Source organism: Moraxella ovis (assembly GCF_900453105.1).
Classification (GTDB): domain Bacteria; phylum Pseudomonadota; class Gammaproteobacteria; order Pseudomonadales; family Moraxellaceae; genus Moraxella; species Moraxella ovis.
Map to the genome: position 1 here is coordinate 229,516 of NZ_UGPW01000001.1, position 24,643 is coordinate 254,158.

Below are 24,643 nucleotides of genomic sequence, written 5' to 3' on the forward strand. Positions count from 1 at the left end.
CGCGCATGGTGTACAATGCGTTTATTTTATGATTGTTGAGATATAAAAAAAGGGGGGTTATGAGCATTTTGTCAGGAAAGACCATCAGCTTTATTGGTGGTGGCAATATGACATCAGCGATTGTTGATGGTCTATTAAAACTAAAAAAAGACATCGGTGTTGATTTTGAGATTTGCGCGTCTGACCGTAACCCACCCAAGTGTGATGCTTTTACCGCCAAAGGCGTAACGGCAGTATCTCCGGAGCAGGCGCATGAGATTATCAGCCGTGCTGACGTGATTGTGCTGTCGGTCAAGCCGCAGGTGATGGCTGAGGTCTGTCAGGATGTGGTGCCGCATTTATCTGATCAATTGGTTCTGTCGGTGGCAGCAGGGCTGTCTGTACGAACGCTTAGCGACATACTTGGTGGCTATCGGCGTATCGTGCGCAGTATGCCAAATCTACCATTGGCGATCGGGCTTGGGGCGACAGGGCTATATGCGGCAGGTGTCAGCGCTGAAGACAGAGAGTTGGCGGATGCCATCATGCGCGCCTCGGGAATCACGACCTGGGTGGACGATGAGGAGCTCATGCATGCAGTGACGGCAGTGGCAGGCTCTGCGCCGGCTTATTTCTTCTACATGCTTGAGCACATGATTGCGCAGGCTTCTAGGATGGGTCTGGATGCGAATGATGCCAAGGCGCTCGCCATTCAGACGATAATCGGCGCAGGCGAGCTTGCCAAGACAGGCGATCCATCCACTCTGCGCGAACAAATCACTTCAAAAGGCGGCACAACCGCTGCCGCATTGGCTGTATTTAATGAGCAGAACATGGGGCAGACCATCCAAGATGGCATGGCAGCGTGCGTTAATCGCAGCCGTGAACTTGGTGAGATGCTAAGTAAATCCAACTGATTGATGATGCTTTATTTTTATGAATAATCCTATTTTTATTATCACCAACATGGTGATTAACTTTGCGCTGATTGTGCTATTTGTGCGTTTTATGATGCAGTTGGCAGAAGTAGATTCAAGCAGTCCTTATATGAAAGCGACTAAGCGGATGACTGGCGTGGTTGATGTATTCTTACACATCTTCCCGAATGTGGGCGCAGGGCGTATCAGTGTGGCAGCCGTCGTGCTTATGCTGCTGTTGTACTGGATCAATACGGCAGCTAATGCCTTTATCTTGCAAGAGTCAATCGATGCATTGACGCTGTTCTTTGCAGGCACTTTAAAGGCGATCATTCAGTTCATGGCGATGCTTCGTTATATCATCCTTGGGTCGGTTGTGGTCAGTTGGGCTATCATGTTGTTCAATGTATCGCATCCTGCTGCCCTATTAGTCGTGCAGCTGTCTGAGCCGATCATTGCGCCATTTCGTCGCATTATGCCAAATCTTGGCATGCTTGATTTATCGCCGATTTTGGCTCTGTTTTCTTTGCTGCTCGCGGAGAAATTTATTGCCATCATCGGTGCGAATATTCTCATGAAATTGTAATTTATAATAAATAAAAAGGGGCTGTCCTAGATAATGACTAAAAACTCCATTTAGGTTAAAATAACCCAGTGAGAAAAAGTCGTCTAAGTCAGTACAAACAAAACAAACTCATTGAGCTGTTTGTTGCAGGTGTTACTGCAAGAACGGCAGCTCAATTAGCTAATGTAAATAAAACAACAGCTGCTTACTATTTTCACCGATTACGCCTACTCATCTATCAACACAGTCAGCACCTAGAAATGCTAGATGGCGAAGTTGAAGCTGATGAGAGCTATTTTGGCGGAACACGCAAAGGTAAGTGTGGTCGTGGTGCAAGCGGTAAGACTGCGGTATTTGGCTTATTAAAGCGAAATGGCAAGGTTTATACCGTTGCCGTACCTAATACAAAGTCAGCCACTTTATTGCCCATTATACGAGAAAAAGTAAAGCCTGACAGCATTGTTTACACAGATTTCTACGAAAGCTATGATGTGCTTGATGTTAGTGAATTTAATCACTTTGGAATCAATCACAGTACGCACTTTGCAGAAAAACAAAATCACATTAACGGAATAGAGAATTTTTTGAATCAGGCAAAACGCCATTTACGCAAATTTAACGGTGTTCCCAAAGAACACTTTGAGCTTTATCTTAAAGAATGCGAATGGCATTTTAATAACAGTGACCTTAAATCTCAAATTTCCATTTTAAAACAATTAGTTAAGGGCAGTTTGGGTTAGTTATCTAGGACAGCCCCAATAAAAAAGCGCATGATTATCGCCATGCGCTTTTTTATTTAACGGCTTAAATGAACCGATTGGGAATGAGCTGAGCCTTTGGGTTGTTCGGGTGTGGAACATCAGCGTGTTGCAGGGTTTTGATGATCCATGCGTCGGCATTGGTAACAGCTTTGATGAGTGTGTCACCCATAGCCAATCGACCTGCGATGTGGCTGGCGAGTGAACAGCCAGAGCCGTGAAATTCACCCTCGAGGCGGGTAATGATGCTGGTGTGAGCGATTGCACCATCGACATATAGGAACTGTTCGATGTCCCCGCTCTCAAAGTCGTGCGATGTCTTGACAAGGACCGCCTTTACGCCTTTATCGTTGAGTTTTTTGGCGCAGTCATGCAGATCATCCAGCCTAGCTAAGGCGCGCAGCTCATGCGTGTTGGGTGTGATGAGCGTGGCATAAGGTAAAAGCTGCTCAAACGCTGCTACCAGAGTCTCTTTATTGCCAAGACTGCCACCAGAGTTGGCAACCAGCACAGGATCGAGCACGAATGGCATGCCAGCTGCGATCTTGCCTGCGGCGAACAGATTGGCGAGCGCCTTGATGTTATCTACTGTGCCTAGCATGCCTGATTTGATGGCGGCAACAGGTAAGTCGTCGAGTACCGCAGATGCCTGCGCGGTTAATAATTCGCTGGATGTTGGCTCAAAGCCAAACACCGCTTGAGAGCTTTGAACGGTGATGGCAGTACATGCCACGGCAGCGTGCGCACCTGCTGCACCGATCGATTCAATGTCGGCTTGCAATCCTGCACCACCAGAAGGATCAAGCCCCGAGAAACAAAGCACCGTCGGACGCATTTGATGTGTCATGTGAGATTCCTTATATGATTAGTATGAGAATATCATAGCAAATTTTAATAAGCCTGTGACAGAATTGTCCCAAAATCTATATCCAAATATTAAAATGTCCGCGTCACGATCGTTTTTTATAAGATTTTTGGAAATTTTAATAAAAACTACTTGCAAAAGCCCAAAACTTTGTTATAATTATCGCCCACAACGTTCGGTGATTTATCACTGATAATTGTAGACGGTGACGTGGGTGAGTGGCTGAAACCACATCCCTGCTAAGGATGCATACGGGAAACTGTATCGAGGGTTCGAATCCCTCCGTCACCGCCATTTATTTTTTAAGCCATTAAAAATTTAAAAAATAAATAAAAAATCGCTTGACATACTAAAATTATCTAGTATAATAGCCGACCATCAAGACAACAGCAAATAATCTTGATAACACATGCACCCGTAGCTCAGTTGGATAGAGCACTTGGCTACGAACTAAGGGGTCGGGAGTTCGAATCTCTCCGGGTGCGCCATATTGAAGAATCATCAAAATCTTAAGGTTTTGATGATTTTTTTTGCCTATTTTTTGCATGATGTTTGGGCGGTTCTCTGGGCGGTTTTGTCACTAGGTAAACCTATCAAATCATGATAAAATAGGCAAAAAATTTTGATGATAACGCCATGACCAAGTCTATGAAGCCCACCAAAGCTCCAAAAATCGCCACACAACGTGATGAGCCTGTTGTCATTGCATCGCCAATGGCGCGATTGATGACCATGCTGTATGATGGGATGCTGATTTTGGCGATGCTTTTTTTGGTTGGGTTGATTTTATCGGTGGTGGGCACGATGATGTTCGTGGATGTCGGCACCACTGCCCAAGATGCCAAAGAGCTGCCCAAATGGTATCAAAATGGTGTGATGACGCCTGCATTTGTGCTGACACTTGTGGGATTTTATGGCATATTTTGGCGGAAATCGGGTCAGACTCTGGGCATGCAGACATGGCGACTAAAAACCGTCAATGCAGATGGGTATCTTATGACTTGGGGTGATAGTTTTAAGCGCATCATTGGCGCGTGCCTGTTGCCGTTGCTTTGTGCTTTGGTTGGTGCACTCATTCATGGTTCGCGCTTGGCGGTATTGTTTAGTGCGCTTGTCGGTTTGTTATTCAATTATGCGTTTTGCTGGTTCAATCGTCGTGGTTTAGCCGCGCACGATATTCTGTCGAATACCATGACCCTAAAAGTGCCAAAATACGAACATGAAGGCATTTTCTCATCACTAAAAAAGAAAACTAAAAATTAATCTAACACATTAAAAAAGGGCGTTTTGCCCTTTTTTATGTTAAGCACTAAATTACCTTCGAGAAGCGGTTGGCGTGTTTTTTGGCAAGGTATTCATCAAATACCATGGCAACGCTACGCCCCAAGATACGACCCTTGGGTAGAATCTGTACGCCTGTGTCGTTGATACTCACCAGTCCGTCTGCTTGCATGTCATCTAGCTGCACCAGCTCATCTTTAAAATAAGCTCTGGTATCGATGTCAAATCTGTCGCTAACGTCCTTGAAGTCCAATCGGTCGTGGCACAACAGATTCATGATGACATAGCGGCGCAGCTCATCCTTAGGATCAGATTCAATGTGCTTAACCGCAGGCAGGGCGCCATCATCAATCATGCGCTTATATTCGTTCAGGTCGGTGTGATTTTGTAAGATGTGGCGGCCAATCTGACTGATGGACGACACCCCAAACCCAAGCAAATCACACTCGCCAAGCGTCGCATAACCCTGAAAATTGCGGTGTAATTTACCGCTGCGCTGAGCGATCGCCATCTCGTCATCAGGACGCGCGAAATGATCGATGCCGATGTATTGATAGCCTGCTTGGGTGAGTGCATTGATGGTGTTGCCGAACATGGTTAGTTTGTCAGCGGGGCTGGGCAGGTCTTCTTCTTTGATGCGACGCTGCGCGGTGAAGCGCTCTGGTAGATGAGCATAATTAAACACTGACAATCTGTCAGGCGCGATGTCGATGATACGCGCCACCGTATCCGTCATGCTCGCCACCGTCTGATGTGGCAGACCATAGATTAAGTCGATATTAATAGATCTAAACCCCAGCTCACGCGCATCTATCATCACCTGTCTGATCATCGCTTCAGGCTGTACGCGGTTTACAGCGATCTGAACTTTCTCTTCTAAATCCTGCACGCCAAAGCTAAGACGATTAAAGCCAAGCTTGCGCAGAACGGCTAAGGTGTTTGGTCTCAGTTCGCGCGGGTCAATTTCTATAGAATAATCACCATCGGCGGCGAATTGGAATTCTGATTGTAAAAAATTCCATAGCTGTGCTAATTCGTCATCGTTAAAAAAAGTTGGCGTGCCACCGCCCAGATGAAGCTGTTTAACGATGGGTGTGCCACGAAGCAGGGATTTTTTGTGTTTAACTTCACGAACGAGGTAATCCAGATAGTCACCAGCATCGCTATTCTTCTTAGTGATGATCTTATTGCAGCCACAGTAGTAGCAAAGGTGACGGCAAAACGGTATGTGAAAATACAGCGAAATGGGGGTGTTTTCGTCTTTGTTTTCTAAGATGGATTGTTCTGTGCCATCGCTGATGGGGGTGAATTCAAGGGCGGTGGGGTAGGATGTGTAGCGTGGACCTTGGCGATTGTATTTTTTGATGAGTGCTTCATCAAAGCGAACATCGCTAAAATGTAGCGGTTCTGGATTGGCATAAGGATTCATAATGCACCTTGGCGATGGCTAACAGGTTTGGGATATTATACCTGTTGTGTGTAAGATTTGCCAATCAGCCACTTGGTGTATCTAGGATGTTTGCTAAATTTATCATGTGATGATGACTTTTGCATGTCATCCCAAAACAAATAAACAGCCCAAATGAGCGGTTTATTTATGGGTCGGTCAGCGGCTTATGCACCTAAGGCGCTCATGGCAAGCCAAGCGCTATAACCGATAAAGCAAGTGATGAAGCCGACACCAACTCCGCGCCCCAGTTTGCCATTGCCTTTTAGGGCGAATGCGCACAGAAGGAACAGTGCAGCGGTAATGGCACACATCACCATGACATCGCGGTTAAGTACTTCGGCTGCGACCACCATGGGTTGAATGGCTGCAGCGATACCTACGACAGCCAACGTGTTAAATAGGTTCGAGCCAAGCACGTTGCCCAAAGCCAGATCAAATTCACCACGATGAGCGGCGATGATGGAAGAGACTAACTCAGGCAGGCTGGTACCGATGGCAACGATGGTAAGCCCAATAATCAAGTCCGACAGACCCCACAGTGTGGCAAGTTCAACTGCACCCCAAACGATCAGACGTGAGCTACCAATCATGACGAACAGCCCAACGATCAATCTAAATAGCGACTTACCGACATGCACTTCATCAGGATCAGGCAGTTCATTATCTTCTTCCGCCTCTTCCTCTGCCTCCTCATAGGCGGCGAGTATCGAGCTTTCTTTGGCGGCTTTGGCGTGCGTCTTGGCGATGTAGATCTGAGTAGCGATATTAACGAACATGACCGCCAATAAGAGAATCGCGTCCAATCTGCTAAACTGCCCGTCCAACATCAGCACGACGCTGAGAATGGTTGCGCCGATTAGCCAAGGGAAGTCAAGTTTTAGAGCGTCTTTTTGAATGGCGATGGGCGCGATGAGTGCTGTCACACCAAGCACAAGCGTGATGTTCGCGATGTTTGAGCCATAAGCATTGCCCAATGCGATGCCAGGGCTGCCTGCCAATGCTGACAGTGCTGAGACAACCATCTCAGGTGCTGACGTGCCCACGCCGATGATGAGCGCACCGATGAGCATTTTAGGCATGTGGTATTTGGTGGCGATGCCAACCGCGCCATCAATGAATGCATCGGCGCTAAAGATAAGCAGTACTAAGCCCAGAGCGACCGCCAATAAAGAAAGTATCATAAAATTCCAAAAATCAATCAAAGTATCAGCTGATACCAAGGTAAGGGTGAATCAGCTAAGTTTAAATCCGTTGATGGCGTTTCTTGCCTTGTCGAAGTCGCCTGCCATGATGAGATTAAGATTATCCAAGGCGCAGTCTAGTGCCTTATCAATGCTGATACCATCATCGTTGCTTGGCTTAGACAGCACCCAGCCGCTGACTTTGCTGGCGTGACCAGGGTGTCCGATGCCGATACGCAGGCGATGAAAATCTGCACCAATGTGGGGCAAGATGTCTCTTAGACCATTATGCCCGCCATGCCCGCCACCTGTCTTTAGGCGAATACTGCCAGGCGCGATATCAAGTTCATCATGCGCGATGAGAATCTCGTTGGGCGTGATGTTATAAAACTTCGCCAAAGGAACAACCGCAAGTCCTGAGCGGTTCATGAACGTATCGGGCTTTAGTAGGCGAACGTCTTGACCAAAGATCGTACCGCGACCCACATCGCCATGGAATTTCTTGTCGTGGCTTAGGCTGATGCCGAATTGTTCGCTGATTTTATCAACAAACCAAAAGCCCGTATTATGGCGCGTGTCTTTATATTCGTTACCGGGATTGCCAAGTCCTACAATGAGTTTGATGGTCATGTTGATTGATACTGGTGAAAATTGATGGTTATTATAGTCAATTTTTATTCAAATAGAAAGAAAAGGACAAAAAAGCCAGTAACGGTTTACTGGCTTTTGAGAGGTGATCATAAAAAACATTATTCTTGATCTTCTGCGTCAGCTTCTTCAGTTGACTCTTCAACTTCTTCAACGGTTGGTGCTTGCATGCTGACAATCACATTTTCCAGTTCGCTGTCGTCTTGCAATACCAAGCTTAGACCTTGAGGTAGTGCCACATCGCCCAAGCGGATGTTATCACCCACTTCCAGTTTGGCAACATCAATCTCGATGAATTCAGGCAAATTGCGTGGTAAGCAAGTCACTTGAATGTCATTGACAAGCTGAGTAAGAACACCGCCAGTTTTCTTGCCAGCTGATTCTTCTTCATTGATGACACGCACAGGCACGCTAACGTTCATTTCTTGACCACGAACGATGCGTTGGAAATCGGCGTGTAGTGGGAAGCCTTTTGATGGGTGGCGTTGTAGTGCTTTGATGATGACTTCTTGTTTTGTGCCATCTAGCTCAATGCCGATGATGCTAGAAAAAAACGCATCTTCTGAAATGGCTTTAACCAACTCGTTGGTCTTGACACAGATGGAAACTGCTTCACCTTCACCGCCATAGATAATGGCAGGTACTAGGTTTTCTTTACGCAGGCGGCGGCTCGCACCTTTGCCCTGCTCTTCTGCAGAACGTGCTACAGCATTTAGAGTATAGCTCATGATGATTCCTTAAAGTGGAAAGTAAAAATAAATTCAGACTTGCGACCAGTCTATCATTTCCTATTGCTTAGCATTAGAAAATTAGCGGATAATTATACTAAAAATTCACCAAAGTAGCAAAGGATTTTGGTGTGTTTAAGTCAATAGGCGCTTAAAAATTGTTCAAATATACAAAATTTTGCATATTTTTAGGCTTATTTTTCATTAATTGAGATAAATTCTCAATTAATACTATAACTCTAGTAGCATTTTGTTATATAATAGACACGTTTGTTACAAAACGTTATGCCATCATTGGATTATTTAATAAATCATTGGAATGATTTGAGATGGCGCTGATAATTTTTTATTTTTTGAAGGAGAGTCCCATGAGTTCTGTGGCGACTGGTGTATGGATTTCTTTGGCGATTTATTTTATGTTGATGATTGCCATCGGGGTGTACGCCTATTTTAAACAACAAAACAACGTCGAGGGCTACATGCTTGGCGGTCGTCAATTAAGCCCTGCGGTAGCAGCATTATCAGCAGGCGCATCTGACATGTCAGGTTGGCTGATCTTGGGTCTGCCTGGTTATATGTATGCTTCGGGCATCGTAAGTTTGTGGATCGCTGGCGGTCTGACACTGGGTGCGTTCGTGAACTATTTATTGGTGGCGCCGCGTCTGCGTGTATTTACTGAGATTGCAGATAATGCATTGACTCTGCCTGACTATTTCTCAAACCGCTTTAATGACACGTCTCATCTGCTGCGCATCATGTCAGCAGTGGTAATCATTGTGTTCTTTACCGTCTATACTGCAGCAAGTCTGGTCGGTGGTGGTAAGTTGTTTGAAAGCTCGCTGGGGGTGTCATACGATCTGGGCATCTGGCTAACAGCAGGTGTGGTTGTGGCTTATACGCTGTTTGGTGGCTTCTTGGCGGTGTCTTTGACCGACTTCGTGCAAGGCGTGATCATGTTGGTTGCGATGCTGCTTGTGCCGATCGTAGCATTTAGTGAGATTGGTGGCTTGTCAGCAGGCATCGAAGTGGCACGTTCTGTGAATCCAGACCTATTTAACATCATGAGTGGCGTGACCGTCATGGGTGCGATTTCGCTGGCGGCATGGGGTCTAGGTTACTTCGGTCAGCCGCACATCATCGTGCGCTTCATGGCGATCCGCTCGGTAAAAGACGTACCAACTGCTCGTAATATCGGCATGAGCTGGATGATAGTCAGCTTGATCGGTGCGCTGATGGTTGGTCTGTCTGGCGTTGCTTATATTCATAATCACAACATGGAGCTGGCTGATCCAGAGACGATTTTCTTGGTGTTCTCACAGCTACTATTCCATCCTTTGATCTCAGGCTTCTTGCTTGCGGCGATTTTGGCGGCGATCATGAGTACCATCTCAAGCCAGCTATTGGTAGCATCAAGTTCATTGACGCGTGACATCTATAAGCTGTTCTTGGATAAAGATGCATCAGAAGCTCGCCAAGTTCTGGTGGGTCGTATCTGTGTTGTGGCGGTTGCGCTACTTGCCATCTTCATCGCAGGCAACAAAGACAGCTCTGTACTAAAACTGGTCTCGCACGCGTGGGCAGGTTTTGGTGCTGCATTTGGTCCGTTGGTACTGCTTAGCCTAATGTGGAAGCGCATGAACCGTAACGGTGCTTTGGCGGGTATGATCGTTGGTGCGTTGACGGTCATCGTATGGGTATATGGTGGCTTTGAGATCAATGGTCAGCCTGCTAATGATGCGATTTACTCGATCATGCCAGGCTTCCTATTAAGTGCGATTACAACTGTCGTGGTGAGTCTGATGACCGCACCACCAAAAGACTTTATTGTAGAGCGCTTTGAAAAGATGGAACAAGGTTTAAAGTAAAACCTGCTGTCGTCAAAAAACACCGTCAATAGGCGGTGTTTTTTTATTGCTGTGCATTACGCGCACATAATAAAGCCCACCATAGGCGGGCTTTAATGATCAAACGTTATCTAATCATACACCGTAGTCGAACAGGGCGCTGATAGATTCTTCGTTATTGATACGACGCAGGCTTTCTGCCAGTAGTGAAGCAATGCTTACTTGGCGAATTTTTGGGCAAGTCTTGGCATTTTCTGACAATGGAATGGTGTCAGTCACCACGATCTCATCTAGGGCAGAATTGCTGATGTTATCGATTGCCTTGCCTGATAGGACAGGGTGGGTGATGTAGCCCACCACGTGACGTGCGCCGTTGTCTTTTAGGGCTTGAGCGGCTTTGCACAGCGTGCCTGCAGTATCAACGATATCATCCACGATGACGCAGTCGCGACCACTTACGTCACCAATGATGTGCATCACTTGAGATTCGTTTGCACGAGCGCGACGCTTGTCGATGATGGCAAGGTCGGCATCGCCAAGTAGCTTTGCCATTGCGCGTGCACGCACCACGCCACCTACGTCAGGTGATACCACCATTAGGTTGTCGTAGTTTTGTTGTTTTAGGTCGCTTAGTAGAACAGGGGTGCCGTATAGGTTATCGACAGGTACGTCGAAGAAGCCTTGGATTTGGTCGGCGTGCAGATCCACGACCATCACACGGTCGATGCCTGAGATTGATAGCATGTCTGCCACGACTTTGGCAGAGATTGGCACACGAGCTGAACGTGGGCGACGGTCTTGGCGAGCATAGCCAAAATATGGAATCACTGCTGTGATACGACCTGCACTAGAGCGACGAAGCGCATCAGCAAGCAGTACCACTTCCATCAAGTTATCATTGGTCGGTACGCAAGTAGGCTGTAGGATGAATACGTCCTTGCCGCGCACATTTTCTTTGATTTCAATGGCGATTTCCCCATCAGAAAAGCGCGTGATGTCGGCTTTGCTTAGTGGGATATGTAGATGGTCGGCGACAGTCTGGGCAAGCTGTGGGTTAGCGCTACCTGAAAAGATGGCCATATATGACATACGTGGTTCCTATAAAAAGGCTAAAAGAATAGAACGCGCATATTTTAGCATTTTTTGCGGAAATTTTGCAGGTTTTTGGCGATTTTTCTTGTAACTGCTTTGGAGGTCCGGATGGAATTAAATAACAAAAAAGCCAATTCCGAAGAACTGGCTTGATTGCTCATGTTAGCAAGCTAACTGAATATGGCAGAGGTAGCTGGACTCGAACCAACGAATGTCAGGATCAAAACCTGATGCCTTACCAACTTGGCGATACCCCTAGAAAGTTTTTAAAAAACTTTAAAAAATGGCAGAGGCGGCTGGACTCGAACCAACGAATGTCAGGATCAAAACCTGATGCCTTACCAACTTGGCGACGCCCCTATATAGGCGGATAATTATACCGAATTTTTTGGAAGATGCAAGCGTTTTTTATAAAAAATTTAAAAATTTTCAATCTTTTAAAAAAACGCCCGCAGTCAGCCCTGCGTGTCATGTAGACTATGGCAAATAATGGCACGACAAGGTGCGCCCTGTTGCCATCTGGTGGCGTGATCCAAATCTTCTGTGCTGAGTGGTAAAAAAACAGCGCTGCCCGTGCCTGTCATGCGCGGCGTTGATTGGCTGGGTAGACTGTGTAGATAATCTAGCGCGTCTTTGACAGATGGGCTATCTTCGGCAGCGATGGCTTCAAAGCAATTATGAAAAGGTGCGATTAATGATCTTTCAAAACCTGCTTGTTTGGACTCAAGCCCATCCATCAAGGGTGAGTCTTTGCTAAGCTTAGCATGCTTAAAAAAATGCGCGGTGGCAAGGTGCGCATCAGGCATGAGCAAAAGATAAGCCCGTGATGGCAGGGTGATGGACGATAATATCTCGCCAATGCCTGTGGCGATGGCATCCGAGCGATGTGCATGCGCAAAAATAAAAAATGGCACGTCTGCGCCCAGGCTGGCACCGACATCAATCAGTTCTTTGGTGGATAGGCCCAGCTGCCAAAGTTCATTTAAAGCGATGAGTGTGGCGGCGCAGTTCGATGAGCCACCGCCAAGACCTGCGCCTGTGGGGATGTGTTTGTCTAGGGTGATTGTTATGGGTGTTGTGCGCTCAGGATGTATCTTGGCGAGAGCATGAGCTGCCTTAACGATGAGGTTGTCATCAAGACTTGAGGTTAGGTAATCAGCGCCTAAGAGCGTAACCAGCTGATCGCCATCTGTGGGTTCAATCTCAAGATAATCGCCAAAATCAAGCGCGCGAAACACACTTTGTAAGTCATGATAACCATCTGTGCGCACGCCTGTGATGTGCAAGAATAGATTGATTTTAGCAGGTGAAAAAATACGCATCATTGCATATGAGCCATCGTCATCACCACGCGATGACCATCGGTGTGAGTGATGCGTAGGCGGTTTGGTATGCTGCCTTTATATTCAAAATTCGCTGTCCAGTCGCCATTGGTCGCGCTAAGCAGACGTCCTGCACCATCGCGGCTGTGATCGCTGTCGCTAGGAGCAGCGCGCCCAACGATCCAATAAGGCAGCTGACTGATCGGCGCTTGCCAACCTGTGGTGCGCAGAAGCAGCTCTTCTGGGGTTGATGCACTGATCTCGCCTGTGCGTTCACTGGTCAGCGTGGCAGTTCTGCCATCAAAACTGATCGATGTAGCACCAATACCAAGCGCGCCTGTCAGGTCGATGGCGAAACGTCCAGCATCCTGCGTCCAAGCATAAAATGCGGTGCCGGATTGATTACCTTCAGCAGATACGCTGGTGATGCCAATCTTGCCACCAATGCTAAATTTAATCGGTGCATTGATGGTCTGAGTCGGTGTAGGTTGTGTCTTTGGCAGTGTTTGACAGCCGGCTAATGCAGCAACTGCAGCGGCGGCAAGAAGAATTTTGGTATTCATGGCAATCCTTGTGGGGTTAATAGCTTTGAGTGTCGGTGCTGGTTGGCGCTTCACTGTCTTGATTCAAATTATACTTGTTCTGAAGCTCTGTGAGTAGTCGCTGTACTGTGTCATCATCACCTAAGCCTTGATAAGCGCGAAGCAGTAAGATGCCCGCATCTAAGTCAAGTGAGACGTCATAGGGTGCCTGTAGTAAGTTGATGATGGTTTTGTAATCACCTTTGACAAGTGCGTTCTCGCTCAGTACGATCAACGCCTCTAGCTGTAGATCCTTATCATACAGTGGGTCATCAGCGCGAATAGTACTGATGCTCTGCGCGGTGGCCAGCGCCTGCTCATCATTAGGGTTCTGTATGAGTGCTAACTTTGCTGAGGCGAGCTGATAATTTGGGTTATGCTTATCTAGGCTTAGCAGATGATTGATGATGAGACGTTTCTCGGTATCATCCAGATCATCTTCTAACAGCCGATAACTGGTAAACAGCAGCCTGTCATTGTCAGGGTATTGACGATTGGCGGTCATAAGTATGTCTCTGGCAGACTGAATATCGCCTTGGCGCAGGTGAATTTCGGCTTGCAGAATATAACTGTCGGCAGCATAGATTTCGTATTCGTCGCGCAGGCGCACTAAGGTGGACATCGCGGCTGAGACATTATTATCAAGCAGGTAGAATCCTACGACCTTGGTGCGTGCGTCCAGCACAAAATCGTCATTTTTTACACGTTCATAATGGTATCTGGCGCGCGCCAAATCGCCCAATCTCTCATTAGCAATACCTAGATAATAATGCGCCTGACTGGCAAAGTCAGTATTTTTGGTGAGCGGGGTTAATAATTCTACCGCCTTTTGATATTCGCCAATATCAATCCCGACCAAGCCTGACAATAGTATCACGTCGGGGTCTTGGGTGTTTTTGTGCGCAGTCAATAGAAGTTGCCATGCGTCTTTTAGGTTGCCCATATTGATGAAATGGCGAATTTCATAGAGATATAAGGAAGTCTCTTTGGGCAGTAGGCGGCGCTTGGCGTGTAAGAATTTCCACAGATCATCCGTGCGATTCGCGGCGCTTAGAATGTCTAGCTTTAGGTTGATGAATGCAAGATTCTTGGGTTCGGCTTTTAGTGCATCGTTGATGTACAGTAGTGATGCATCATATTCATCTAAGCGCATGAGCAGGCCTGCGCGCAGTACCGCAACCGATGCATTGATGCTGTCGATGTTCTGTAGTGCGTAGAATAATTCGCGCTGATCGACAGGGTTGTTCGGGAAAATACTGCCAAAAATCAGTGACAGATCCGCTTTGGAATCATATTCCAATATCATCGCGAGCATCTGCACCGCTTGATTGTAGTCGCGCGCTTTTAATGCCAGATGTGTGACGTAGAACCATGCAGGGGTGTGATCTGGGTTTTTGGCTTGCCATGCGGCAGCAAAAGCAAGTGACTCAGCAGGCGTGTCGTATTCGATAGATAGGCTAAGCGCACGCTCAAAGACAGCCGTCGCATTCTCCTTAAAAGACTCTGCCTTATAGATGGCAAGTGCCGTCTCGACATCACCACGATCAGCTGAGAATTCAGCGGATAACAGCGCATATAAATCAGGCGCGCCAAGCATCAGCTCGCTGTTGTCAGCCAGTAGCGTGTCATCAAATAGAACGCTGGGCAGATCGGCAGCATTTGGCTCGTAATACTCATCATTGCCATCGTCAGCAAGCTGTACTGGCTCGTCATCTTCGGCGATATCAGAGTGAGTGTCTTGGGTGGTTGGGTGTTTATTGTCTTCGTCGCTTTTATAGAAAGGGAGTATTATCTTTAATAATGGGTCAAATACGCCTGCCTGTGCAGAATGCATGTGCGACATCAATAGGGTAAAGCACAGAAATAACGCCAGTCGTTTTTTGTTGGTTTTTTTGATGTGCATGACACCTAAAGAGGACGCAGGGCGACTCTTTTTGATGAGGTGTTTGCAAGTCCAAAATAAAAGGTTCATAAACAGCGTTTTTCACCCGGATGGGCAACAAAAATAATGAATAACTGACTTATTATAAAAGGATTTTTAATAAGTTCAAGCCCTTAGGTGTTATTGCGTTGTTTTTTCGCTAAGTGGATGCTTTTGTTGGTAATCTTGTCACAAATTACCCAAAAGCTGTTATAATAGACAATTTATGATTAATTTTTGATGTTTTAAATCAATAACATTCATCAAAAATCCAGCTTTTTTTAGAGTTGTAATGAAATTAGCCGTCGTCGGAGTCAATCACAAAACCGCGCCCGTCGAGCTTCGTGAGAAGTTATCGTTCGGGCAGGATTTGTCGTGCGCCATTGATGAGTTAAAGGCGATTACGGACGGCTCTGTCATCGTCTCAACCTGTAACCGCAGTGAGATCTATGTCAAGCTGCCAGATGATGCTGTGTATGATGACGAGCTTGAGATTAGTGATGCAGCCCAGAGAGTTCGAGCTTGGCTTGCACAGTTTAAGGGTCTGAATCTTGACGACATTGCACCATTTCTATACATCTATGAAGACAATCGTGCGCTGAATCACTGGTTGCGTGTCGCGGCTGGGCTAGATTCGATGATTCTGGGCGAACCACAGATTCTAGGGCAGATTCGCCAAGCAGCCGCTCAGTCGCGAGAATCTGGCGGCATGGGGCGCGGGTTTGATTGGCTGACTCAGCAGGTATTTGCTGCAGCGCGTGCGGTGCGCCGAGATACCAAAGTGGGTGCGCAGGCGGTGACGCTTGGCTTTGCCACTGCCAAGCTGGTTACGCAGATTTTTGATGAGCCAAGCCGCTTAACCTTTATGTTGGTGGCGGCAGGCGAGATGAATCGATTAGTTGCGCATAATGTCGCTGCGCTTGGCATGGGGCGCATCATCATCGCCAACCGCAGTAAAGAGCGTGCCGAGAACTTAGCAGCAGAGCTGCATGAGATGTCAAAAGCAGCCAATCGCAGTGTGCAGATTGACCTTGTGCCATTGACTGAATTGGGTGCGCACATCGCCGATGCAGACGTGATCAGTAGCTGTAGCGGTAGCATGGATGCGCTCATTACACATGGCATGGTAAAGGCGGCGCTAAAAGCCCGCCGACATCGTCCCATGCTAATGGTTGATTTGGCGGTGCCAAGAGACATTGAGCCGAGTGTAGGCTCGTTTGATGATGTTTATCTATATTCGGTGGACGACCTGCAACACGTCATCGCAGGCAATCTAGAAGAGCGAAAACAAGCCGCCATCGAGGCTGAACTGATGGTCAGTCAGCTGGTGCTGGATATCGAGCATCAGATGCAGGTGCAGACCGCTCGCACTCAGATCACCGCCTATCGACAAACCGCCGAAAACCATAAAGAGCGCTTACTAAATACCGCCTTAGCTCGCCTATCTGATGGCGATGATGCTGCCGAGGTCGTCAAAGAGCTTGCTCGCACGCTGACGCAGACACTGACCCACGCACCCTCTAAGCTAATCCGCCACACTGCCCAAAACAGCGAAGCTGATGTGCTTGAGATGGTGACGCATGCCCTAAATCACGCTTATCGCGACTAGCATTCTTTATTTTCCTCCTCGATTCTGCCAATTATCACGAAACTCAAGCATTTAGTGTGCTTGGCAGTTGATTTTTGCACCCAAGATTGGTACATTGATGCAAAAGTTTGGTGAAACCAAGGAGAAAATGATGCCTGCTTTGAGAGATGATATCGATCCTAATGGACTTTTGGAATATTCAGTGGTCTATACCGACCGCGCACTGAATCACATGTCAAAGGTATTCAAAGAAGTCATGCGTGACTTATCCGTAGAATTAAAATCACTATATAATGCCGATGCAGTCGCCATCGTTCCTGGATCTGGAACGTCTGGCATGGAGTCTGTGGCGCGTGCTTTGGCTAAGGATAAGGACTGCCTGATCATCCGAAATGGTTGGTTTAGCTACCGCTGGACGCAGATTTTGGATGCAACAGGTGTGGCTAAGTCAAGCGAAGTATTCTGTGCAAGCCACACCAATGACGAAAAAGCCGTATTTGCCCCTGCTGATATCGAGGCGGTGACAACAGCGATCCGCAACCAAAAACCTGCCGTGGTGTTTGCTCCGCACGTCGAGACAGCCTCTGGCATGATGCTAAGTGATGAGTATATCCGCGCACTAGGTGAGGCGGTGCACGAGGTGGGCGGACTTTTGGTGATTGACTGCATCGCCTCAGGCTGTATCTGGCTTGACATGAAGGCGGTGGGCATCGATGTGCTGATCAGCGCACCACAAAAGGGTCTATCTAGCACCCCGTGCGCTGGCCTTGTGATGATGTCTGAAGATGCTCGTGAAGCGGTACTAACCAGCACGCCAAGCAGTTTTGCGCTGGATCTAAAAGCATGGCTAAACATCATGACAGCGTACGAAAATGGCGGACATGCCTATTATGCCACCATGCCAACCGATGGACTTAAGCAGCTTAGAGATGCACTGCTTGAGGCGAAAGCTGTTGGCTATGATAAGCTAAAATCTGCACAAGTTGAACTTGGTAAAGGCATCTTGGCGGTTCTAAATGATAAAGGCATCCAAAGCGTCGCCCATCCTGACTACCAAGCACGCGGTGTTGTGGTGTGTCATGCGCCAAACGAGGCGATCCATAAAGGCGCAGCATTTGCAGAGCAAGGGCTACAAATCGCTGCTGGTACGCCGCTACAAGTTGGCGAACCTGAGGGTTATCAGAGCTTTAGAATCGGGCTGTTTGGGCTAGATAAGCTAACCGATGTTGATGGTGCGATTACACGATTTAAGGCAGCTGCTGATAAAGTATTTGGCTAATAAAATAACCCCTTGATGATTCAAGGGGTTATTGATTTGGCGGGAGTTTTTTGCGGGAAAATTGAGTGAGCTGACCTTGAATATATGGCAACTTTTTATTTTGGGTTTTGAAAATTTGACCACCTTCAGAACAGCCGCTCTTTTGATGTTAAGTGAAACCATAAAAATTATGCTATCATTTAAAACATACCAATCTGAAGATTGTAACCCTTCAAATCAATCACCAAGCTTGTGCCAAATACTATGATAAATCTACCTCCCTTGCCATCTTTTGACCCTATTTCCTATAAAGGCTATCTGACTGAATTAAATGCTCAGATTGATCGTCGTATCACAGATTTGGGATTAGGCGCGCTTGATGTGATTGAGGATTATGTTGCACTGAGAACGCAGGCGATGGATCGGGTGCTTGCTCGTATTTTTGATGAGATGTTGTCTGATGAGCTTGGGCTATTTGCCATCGGTGGCTATGGTCGTGGTGAGCTTTTCCTATGCTCTGATGTTGATATTCTGATTCTTGCTGATGACCTTAATTCACACACCAAAGGGATTGAGCAATTCGTGGCAACTCTATGGGACATTGGCATCACTCCCGCCATCAGCGTGCGCGATGTGGCAGATACGGCGATTGCTGTGACCGATCATACGGTTGCGACTGCGCTTTTGGAGGCGCGCCTGATCGCAGGCAACGATGCACTTCGCCATATTCCAACCGAATCGGTAAAAAACGCATGGAGTGCTAAGGCGTTTTTTATCGCCAAAACTGGAGAATCCAAGGCGCGCTACCTTAGCCATAACGCCACCGAATACAACTTAGAGCCAAACATCAAATCCGCCCCAGGAACATTAAGAGACTTGCACATTTTAGTGTGGTTGGCGAAGTTTTATTTTGATGATGTCAAAGAGTTTGGGGATTTATCAGGTGTGGGATTTTTGAGTCAAGACGAGCTTAACGCCCTACAAAGCGCCAAAAAATTCCTATGGTGTATTCGCCATCATCTGCACGCCCTGACAGGCCGCTGCGAGGATAGGCTACTGTTCGACCATCAAAAAAACATCGCCAAACGGCTACATCTAATACAAGATGATGCTGATGCAGGCACGCTCACCGCCGCACTTGAGGCGATGATGCGTACCTATTATCGTCACGCGATACAGGTTGCGGCGTTGTCTGAGATGCTGTGCGCCTACTATAACGAAAGTTATCTTGAGCCTGAATATGAAGCGGTCGAGATCGACGAGGATTTTCTCCAAATCACCCAAAACGAAACCCCCATCGATTCTAGCCTACATGTGGACGGCGTGGCAGAAGAGGTTCAGATTCGAGATGGTAAAATCACTCGCCAAGATACTCAGATCTTCGCCAAAGACGACGATATTTTTATCAAAAAACCTGAAAACTTATTACGCATTTTCTTGATTATGGGTCAGCACGGCATCAAAAAAATTGCCGCCAGCACTCTACGCGCATTATATCTGTCAAGTCATTTGATTGATGATGCTTATCGCGCTAACCCTAAGCATCGCGCGCTATTTTTGGCAAATTTACAAGAAAATAACTACCTATATCAGCGCTTACGCATCATGAAGAGATATGGCGTATTGGGAAATTATCTACCTGCCTTTGGGCAGATCATGGGGCTGATGCAGTACGATCTATTTCATCGTTATACGGTGGATGCGCATACGCTGCTACTGATCCGAATTTTGCACCGATTTGGAGATACGACGAATGCAGAATACAGTCAAAAATTCGATTTGGTCAGTGAAGTCTATCAAAAAATCAACCGCAAAGATTTGCTGGTCGTCGCGGCATTATTCCATGACATCGCCAAAGGGCGAGGTGGAGACCATAGCCAGCTTGGTGCACAAGATGTGTATGAATTTGGGCGTTCGCATGGGTTGGAGGATGAAGATGTCGAGTTCGTGGCGTGGCTTGTGCGCGAACATCTCACCATGTCGCTAACCGCCCAAAAACAAGATATTTTTGACCCTGAAATCATCGCAAGCTTTGCTGAATTTACAGGCACCATCGCACATCTAAATCATCTGTATGTGCTTACTGTCGCTGACATGAACGCCACGAACAGCCAGCTGTGGAATACGTGGCGCGCCAGTCTTTTAAAGCAGCTGTACATCAGCACGCACCGAGTTCTTAGTCTGGGTGCATCTGCTGCCGAAATGAATGCGGTCATCGCCAATCGCAAGGACAAAGCCAAGCAATTACTCACGGCTATCTCTACTGCTGATATCGATGCGTTATGGCAAGATTTTGGTGATGATTTTTTCTTAAAGCAAAAACACCATGACATCGCATGGCAGACCTCTGAGATACTCGCCAATAAGTCCACATTGGCTGATAACAAGCCCGTCATCGCTCTGCGCGCGCATTCCGACCTTGCGCTGAACGCTGTGCAATTATTCATCTGTACCTACGACCAAGACGACCTGTTTGCCGCGACTGTGGGCGTGCTTGATCACATGGGGCTGTCCGTATTGGATGCGACCATCTTGACTGCTGACATCGATGGCAAGGCTGCGGCGCTAGACTCGTATGTCGTCATCGATCGCTACGCCATCCAAGGTGCTGAACGTGATGACATCTTGACCAATGACATCAGGCGGCAGACACTCACCGCCAGGCTCATGCACGCCTTAAAGAGCGGTGAGAGCCAAATCTCTGCACGCAATTTCACCCTAGATGGCCAGCTTAAGCACTTCACTGTGCCCACGCAGGTGCAGTTTAGCGAGGCGACTTCGGTGGTGCGCACAGGTCATCACATGATGTCCTTGATCACCAAGGATAGACCGGCGTTATTGGCGCGCCTTGGGTTGATATTTAGCCGTCTGGGCATCGAGGTGCATGGCGCGCGCATCACCACCTTAGGAGAGCGTGCCGAAGACGTGTTTTATTTGAGTGATAAAGACGGTCAAACGCTAAGCGCTGACAAATTAAATACATTAAAAATTGCTGTGATCGAAGCTTTGGCATGATACAATAGTTAGATTTTTGGTTATTTTGTTCAATTTATCATGAAGTTAGCATACATTCCTTGTCTCATCGCGCTGTGCTGTAAGGCTGCGATCGCCCAAGACGCGAAAACCTTCGACCTAACAGAAGAGTTTGTTTCTTGTGAAAGCAGAATCAGCTTGCCAGAAGGTTATCATTTCGCCAAAGAGAGCGAAGACTGCCAATACAACGAAAACCTAACCGTCGTCACCAAAGATGGCAAATATGGCTATGCCAACACCCACGGCAAAATCATCATCGAGCCAATGTTCGATATGGCGGAGAATTTCGATGATGGCATGGCACTCATCAAGCAAGGCAAGCGATACGGCTACATCAATCCCAAGGGTAGAATCGTCATTAAGCCGCAGTTCACTGGCGCTTGGGGGTTTTGGGAAGGTCGAGCCAAGATTGAAAGCAATGGCAAATACGGCTTCATCGACAAAAAAGGTAAAGTTGTCATCAAGCCCATCTATACCGATACAGGCGACTGGTTCGAGGGTGGTCTGGTGCGCATAAAAGTAGATGACAAATGGGGCTTTATCGATAAGAATGGTCAGCAGGTCATCGGACCAATTTATGATATCGCTGAAGACTTCTCTGAGGGGTTGGCATCCGTTGGCATCAAAGGCGACGACGGCTATAAATATGGCTACATCAACCCCAGAGGTGATCTGGTCATCCAAGCCATCTACGACACACCTGCCAACTTTATTGAGGGAATCGCCTACGTCATCCATGATGACCACGCGCATTACATCGACAAAAATGGCAAAGAAGTAGCCTTTCGCCACTGATGAACAAGCAAAACATGGATACAAAATATAACATTGCATGCATTGCGGTTGATGGTGTTATTTGTTACAATGTTGTCATCTAGGGGATGTTCTGGCTTCGACGCTGGTGATGAAACCTAATGATGCACGTCAAGAGCGTATGCCTCTTGTAAATCAACATACATTTAAAATAGTCGCAAACGACGAAACTTACGCACTAGCAGCCTAAGGGCTACTTGGGTCGGCACAGATTGCCTTTGGTCTGGTTGCTCACCCCGATGCGAACGCACAAAGGATAGCATCTGTTAGCGTTGCGATGACAGGTGCGAAACTCTTAGCAAATCGTCCAATCCACCCTGACTGTCGGGTCGGTGCGGATTAAAGCCAAAGACAGACTCTAAGCGTGTAGAGTCATGGGCGTAGTGCTGGCGGACGCGGGTTCAACTCCCGCCATCTCCACCATCTATTAAAATCACTAAAAATCATCAAGTATTTTTAAGTGTCATAAACCATCAAAAAAGCCTTGTAAATCAAGGCTTTTTTATTGTCTTGTTGTATCTCATAAAGTCATCGTGTATCATAGTAAATCAACGAACATCAAACGATTTTACACACACGGCGACACACAGCCACACACGAGATACACACACCAATGCTCACCGATAACAAAATCAAAGGGCTAAAACCCACCGAAAAACGCTACTCGCTATCAGCAGGCGAAGGCTTATCCATTGATGTCATGCCAACAGGTCGTAAGTCTTGGGTGCTAGAATACACCGCCCTTGGCAAACGAAAACGCAAAAAACTTGGTGAATACCCAGCCGTCAGTCTAAAACAAGCCCGAGAGCTTGCCAATAAAATCAAAAACAACGCAGGATTAACACCCATCACGGTCAGCGAACTCATTCATGAATGGATAGAGCTGCACAGCAAGCAATGGACAAGTGAGAAGTACAAATACACCGTCATCTACCGCCTAACCTACATCACCAACGATTTTAAGGACATGGCGGTGGCAGATGTCAGCCGTGCAATGGTCTCAAAAGCCGTCAGTAACATGGTCGCACAAGGCACATACGAGACCGCCAAACGCTCATTACGCCTACTGTCTCAAGTATTCAACTACGCCATCGCCCACGAATACGCCCAGAACAACCCCTGCACGCTGGTTGATAACATCATACCTACCCACACCGTGCAAAATATGGCAACATTATCCGCCGATGAGATGGCAGGTTTTTGGCACACCATCAGAAAAACACCCACCATCGGACTTGCCCCTGTCGCTCTATCGCTGGCAAATTATTTGGCGGTGCGACCCAGCGAGCTGTGCAAGGCGACATGGGACGAATTTGACCTAGATAAAGGCGTGTGGATTATCCCTGCCTATCGCATGAAAACACGGCTTGAACACGCCGTCCCGCTTGCCAGTCAGCCGTTAAAGATTTTAAAGGATTTGCACGCTTCACGCCTTGATGATGGCTTTGTGTTTAAACATCACAGCAACCCCACCAAGCCCATGCCGATTGAAAGTGTGTTGGCGGTCATCAAGCGAGCAGGATTTGGCGGTCGTATGACCACGCACGGCTTTCGTTCGCTATTTTCTACGGTAGCAAATGACAGCGGGCTATGGCGTGCTGATGCGATTGAAAGACAGCTTGCCCACACCAAAAAAGATGTCCGCCATGTCTATAACCGTGCTGAATACTGGGACGAGCGTGTGGCACTCATGAGCTGGTGGGCGGATATTGTGGCAGACTGGCAGGCATAAAAAAGGGGCGTTACGCCCCTTGTATTAGATTTTTTTATGATACGGTCGTGCCATTAATTTCTTGTTCAATGCGAATGGCATTTTCCAGCGTCCAATATACCTTATTGCCACGCTGGGCGTTGGGTGGGTATTTCGGACGATAGTAAGCCTTAAAGGTATTGACGCACACGCCCAGTCGTTTCGCCATGTCTTTTTGGGTGAGCCATGTGATTGAGTTCATCATCATTTATACTCCATTATCTCACATCCACATCTGGCACAATCACAGATGGCTTAAAAGTTACACGATAAAAATGACTGCTTGCTTTGTTCGGCTCAATTTGTTCAACAAACGCAGTAACATTGTCAGATAAAACAAGCGTGTGGCGCTTAAATTCCTGTTCGCCAGTTTTACAAATCACATTAAAAGCTGTTTGCGTGTCATTCAAATTAAAAGAACACCGACCCTCGATTTCTAGGATGTAGTTATCAGTAATGCCATTGTAAAATACGATTCGCCTGTTAATCTCAAAATTATCAGCAGCTTTCTTGGCATTGTGTGTTGCGACCTGAGCATCGTCAATGCAGCCAGTCGCTAATACTGCAGCCAAACCTAATGCTACAAATTTAAACAATTTCATAATTTCCCTCCTGATAATTCAATCAATGCTTTGGCGTGAGCGACGGCATTTTCTTTACTTTTGTGTAAAATCCCTCTACTTAAAGCCAACTTATCCAATTTATCGCCCACCCACTGACTTGCTAATGCGTAGTGGATGACTGTTAGGTCAGCCACCCAATACTTATCGCCATCTTTCAATGGCTCACTCTCAGGCTTAGGAAAACTCACATCACCAGCGGTAATCATTTCTTGAGCTGGGCGAAAAATAAAGCGCCTCACAAGTACATCTCCAATAGTTACTCCGTTATCTGGTGGGCTGAAAATACGCCAATCTTTCTCCTTATTGAATTTGTACTCTAATTTCTCGCCGTCAGCGATGGCTTGTAGCGCTTCTTGTGTTGTTAATGCTTTCATAATTCTCTCCTAAATTGCTAATGCTAACTGTGCTTTGTAAAGCTCATCGACACGACGCGGATAACGTTTAAA

Annotated in this window: 22 protein-coding genes, 4 tRNA genes and 1 other RNA gene; 13 read left to right on the plus strand and 14 right to left on the minus strand. The window is 47.0% G+C overall.

The window, feature by feature from the left end:
• Window positions 1-59: 59 nt before the first annotated feature.
• The 3 genes from proC (at window position 60) to DYD54_RS01110 (ending at window position 2,201) form a co-directional block, all read left to right on the plus strand.
• Window positions 60-896 (plus strand): pyrroline-5-carboxylate reductase, encoded by an 837-nt coding sequence (proC, locus tag DYD54_RS01100; protein ID WP_063513402.1) that lies wholly within the window; start codon window positions 60-62, stop codon window positions 894-896.
• A gap of 19 nt (window positions 897-915) precedes the next feature.
• Window positions 916-1,482, plus strand: a complete 567-nt coding sequence (locus DYD54_RS01105; protein ID WP_063513403.1) for a YggT family protein — start codon at window positions 916-918, stop codon at window positions 1,480-1,482.
• 68 nt (window positions 1,483-1,550) lie between these two features.
• Window positions 1,551-2,201 carry an IS1595-like element ISMov1 family transposase gene (locus DYD54_RS01110; protein WP_063513404.1) on the plus strand — a complete coding sequence of 217 codons (651 nt, stop codon included), beginning with the start codon at window positions 1,551-1,553 and terminating at the stop codon, window positions 2,199-2,201.
• A gap of 64 nt (window positions 2,202-2,265) precedes the next feature.
• Here the strand turns inward: DYD54_RS01110 and DYD54_RS01115 are convergent, their stop codons facing one another.
• Window positions 2,266-3,054: a hydroxymethylpyrimidine/phosphomethylpyrimidine kinase gene (locus tag DYD54_RS01115; RefSeq protein WP_063514909.1), complete on the minus strand. Its 789-nt coding sequence runs from the start codon at window positions 3,052-3,054 to the stop codon at window positions 2,266-2,268.
• Between the two features lie 234 nt (window positions 3,055-3,288).
• Here DYD54_RS01115 and DYD54_RS01120 point away from each other — a divergent pair.
• From DYD54_RS01120 to DYD54_RS01130, 3 genes are all read left to right on the plus strand, one after another.
• A tRNA-Ser gene (locus DYD54_RS01120) sits at window positions 3,289-3,378 on the plus strand.
• Window positions 3,379-3,495: 117 nt separating this feature from the next.
• A tRNA-Arg gene (locus tag DYD54_RS01125) sits at window positions 3,496-3,572 on the plus strand.
• 226 nt (window positions 3,573-3,798) lie between these two features.
• Window positions 3,799-4,347, plus strand: coding sequence for an RDD family protein (locus DYD54_RS01130; RefSeq protein ID WP_063514910.1), 549 nt, complete (start codon window positions 3,799-3,801; stop codon window positions 4,345-4,347).
• 46 nt (window positions 4,348-4,393) lie between these two features.
• Here DYD54_RS01130 and hemN read toward each other — a convergent pair whose 3' ends face one another.
• From hemN to DYD54_RS01150, 4 genes are all read right to left on the minus strand, one after another.
• Window positions 4,394-5,794, minus strand: a complete 1,401-nt coding sequence (gene hemN / locus DYD54_RS01135; protein WP_063513405.1) for an oxygen-independent coproporphyrinogen III oxidase — start codon at window positions 5,792-5,794, stop codon at window positions 4,394-4,396.
• Between the two features lie 185 nt (window positions 5,795-5,979).
• The gene (locus DYD54_RS01140; protein WP_063513406.1) at window positions 5,980-6,996 is read right to left on the minus strand and encodes a calcium/sodium antiporter; all 1,017 of its coding nucleotides are present in this window, start codon (window positions 6,994-6,996) and stop codon (window positions 5,980-5,982) included.
• Between the two features lie 51 nt (window positions 6,997-7,047).
• Window positions 7,048-7,626, minus strand: a complete 579-nt coding sequence (pth, locus tag DYD54_RS01145; RefSeq protein WP_063513407.1) for an aminoacyl-tRNA hydrolase — start codon at window positions 7,624-7,626, stop codon at window positions 7,048-7,050.
• A 119-nt stretch (window positions 7,627-7,745) separates the two neighbouring features.
• Window positions 7,746-8,375, minus strand: coding sequence for a 50S ribosomal protein L25/general stress protein Ctc (locus DYD54_RS01150; RefSeq protein WP_115265717.1), 630 nt, complete (start codon window positions 8,373-8,375; stop codon window positions 7,746-7,748).
• 365 nt (window positions 8,376-8,740) lie between these two features.
• On the opposite strand from DYD54_RS01150, the gene putP reads away from it, so the two are divergent.
• Entirely contained in the window at window positions 8,741-10,237 is a 1,497-nt protein-coding gene (gene putP, locus DYD54_RS01155; RefSeq protein WP_063513409.1) for a sodium/proline symporter PutP, read from the plus strand.
• A 114-nt stretch (window positions 10,238-10,351) separates the two neighbouring features.
• Here putP and DYD54_RS01160 read toward each other — a convergent pair whose 3' ends face one another.
• The 6 genes from DYD54_RS01160 to DYD54_RS01185 all read right to left on the minus strand — a co-directional run bounded on the left by DYD54_RS01160 (window position 10,352) and on the right by DYD54_RS01185 (window position 15,183).
• On the minus strand, window positions 10,352-11,305 hold the full coding sequence (locus DYD54_RS01160) for a ribose-phosphate pyrophosphokinase (protein ID WP_063513410.1): 954 nt from the start codon (window positions 11,303-11,305) through the stop codon (window positions 10,352-10,354).
• A gap of 184 nt (window positions 11,306-11,489) precedes the next feature.
• Window positions 11,490-11,565 (minus strand) — tRNA-Gln (locus DYD54_RS01165).
• A 27-nt stretch (window positions 11,566-11,592) separates the two neighbouring features.
• Window positions 11,593-11,668: transfer RNA gene (locus DYD54_RS01170), tRNA-Gln, on the minus strand.
• Between the two features lie 95 nt (window positions 11,669-11,763).
• A complete protein-coding gene (gene ispE / locus DYD54_RS01175) occupies window positions 11,764-12,633 on the minus strand; it encodes a 4-(cytidine 5'-diphospho)-2-C-methyl-D-erythritol kinase (protein WP_063513411.1) in 870 nt (289 codons plus the stop codon).
• On the minus strand, window positions 12,630-13,193 hold the full coding sequence (locus DYD54_RS01180; RefSeq protein WP_063513412.1) for an outer membrane lipoprotein LolB: 564 nt from the start codon (window positions 13,191-13,193) through the stop codon (window positions 12,630-12,632). The genes ispE and DYD54_RS01180 overlap by 4 nt, the downstream gene beginning before the upstream one ends.
• Window positions 13,194-13,209: 16 nt before the next feature.
• On the minus strand, window positions 13,210-15,183 hold the full coding sequence (locus DYD54_RS01185) for a tetratricopeptide repeat protein (RefSeq protein WP_084260552.1): 1,974 nt from the start codon (window positions 15,181-15,183) through the stop codon (window positions 13,210-13,212).
• Window positions 15,184-15,424: 241 nt separating this feature from the next.
• Here DYD54_RS01185 and hemA point away from each other — a divergent pair, with 241 nt between their 5' ends.
• The 6 genes from hemA (at window position 15,425) to DYD54_RS01215 (ending at window position 23,556) form a co-directional block, all read left to right on the plus strand.
• Window positions 15,425-16,741: a glutamyl-tRNA reductase gene (hemA, locus tag DYD54_RS01190; protein WP_063513414.1), complete on the plus strand. Its 1,317-nt coding sequence runs from the start codon at window positions 15,425-15,427 to the stop codon at window positions 16,739-16,741.
• Window positions 16,742-16,871: 130 nt separating this feature from the next.
• Window positions 16,872-17,999: a pyridoxal-phosphate-dependent aminotransferase family protein gene (locus DYD54_RS01195; RefSeq protein WP_063514911.1), complete on the plus strand. Its 1,128-nt coding sequence runs from the start codon at window positions 16,872-16,874 to the stop codon at window positions 17,997-17,999.
• Between the two features lie 243 nt (window positions 18,000-18,242).
• Window positions 18,243-20,993, plus strand: a complete 2,751-nt coding sequence (gene glnD / locus DYD54_RS01200; RefSeq protein WP_063513415.1) for a [protein-PII] uridylyltransferase — start codon at window positions 18,243-18,245, stop codon at window positions 20,991-20,993.
• A 39-nt stretch (window positions 20,994-21,032) separates the two neighbouring features.
• Window positions 21,033-21,806: a WG repeat-containing protein gene (locus DYD54_RS01205; RefSeq protein WP_063513416.1), complete on the plus strand. Its 774-nt coding sequence runs from the start codon at window positions 21,033-21,035 to the stop codon at window positions 21,804-21,806.
• Between the two features lie 82 nt (window positions 21,807-21,888).
• Window positions 21,889-22,247: a transfer-messenger RNA gene (gene ssrA / locus DYD54_RS01210) on the plus strand.
• A gap of 190 nt (window positions 22,248-22,437) precedes the next feature.
• Window positions 22,438-23,556 carry a tyrosine-type recombinase/integrase gene (locus DYD54_RS01215; RefSeq protein WP_063513417.1) on the plus strand — a complete coding sequence of 373 codons (1,119 nt, stop codon included), beginning with the start codon at window positions 22,438-22,440 and terminating at the stop codon, window positions 23,554-23,556.
• Between the two features lie 34 nt (window positions 23,557-23,590).
• On the opposite strand, the gene DYD54_RS01220 is transcribed toward DYD54_RS01215, so the two are convergent.
• From DYD54_RS01220 to DYD54_RS01230, 3 genes are read right to left on the minus strand one after another with little or no spacing between them, the layout of a single operon-like run.
• Window positions 23,591-23,782, minus strand: a complete 192-nt coding sequence (locus DYD54_RS01220) for a hypothetical protein (RefSeq protein WP_063513418.1) — start codon at window positions 23,780-23,782, stop codon at window positions 23,591-23,593.
• A gap of 10 nt (window positions 23,783-23,792) precedes the next feature.
• Window positions 23,793-24,176 carry a beta-sandwich lipoprotein gene (locus tag DYD54_RS01225; RefSeq protein ID WP_063513419.1) on the minus strand — a complete coding sequence of 128 codons (384 nt, stop codon included), beginning with the start codon at window positions 24,174-24,176 and terminating at the stop codon, window positions 23,793-23,795.
• The gene (locus DYD54_RS01230; RefSeq protein ID WP_063513420.1) at window positions 24,173-24,571 is read right to left on the minus strand and encodes a hypothetical protein; all 399 of its coding nucleotides are present in this window, start codon (window positions 24,569-24,571) and stop codon (window positions 24,173-24,175) included. The genes DYD54_RS01225 and DYD54_RS01230 overlap by 4 nt, the downstream gene beginning before the upstream one ends.
• Window positions 24,572-24,643 lie beyond the last annotated feature (72 nt).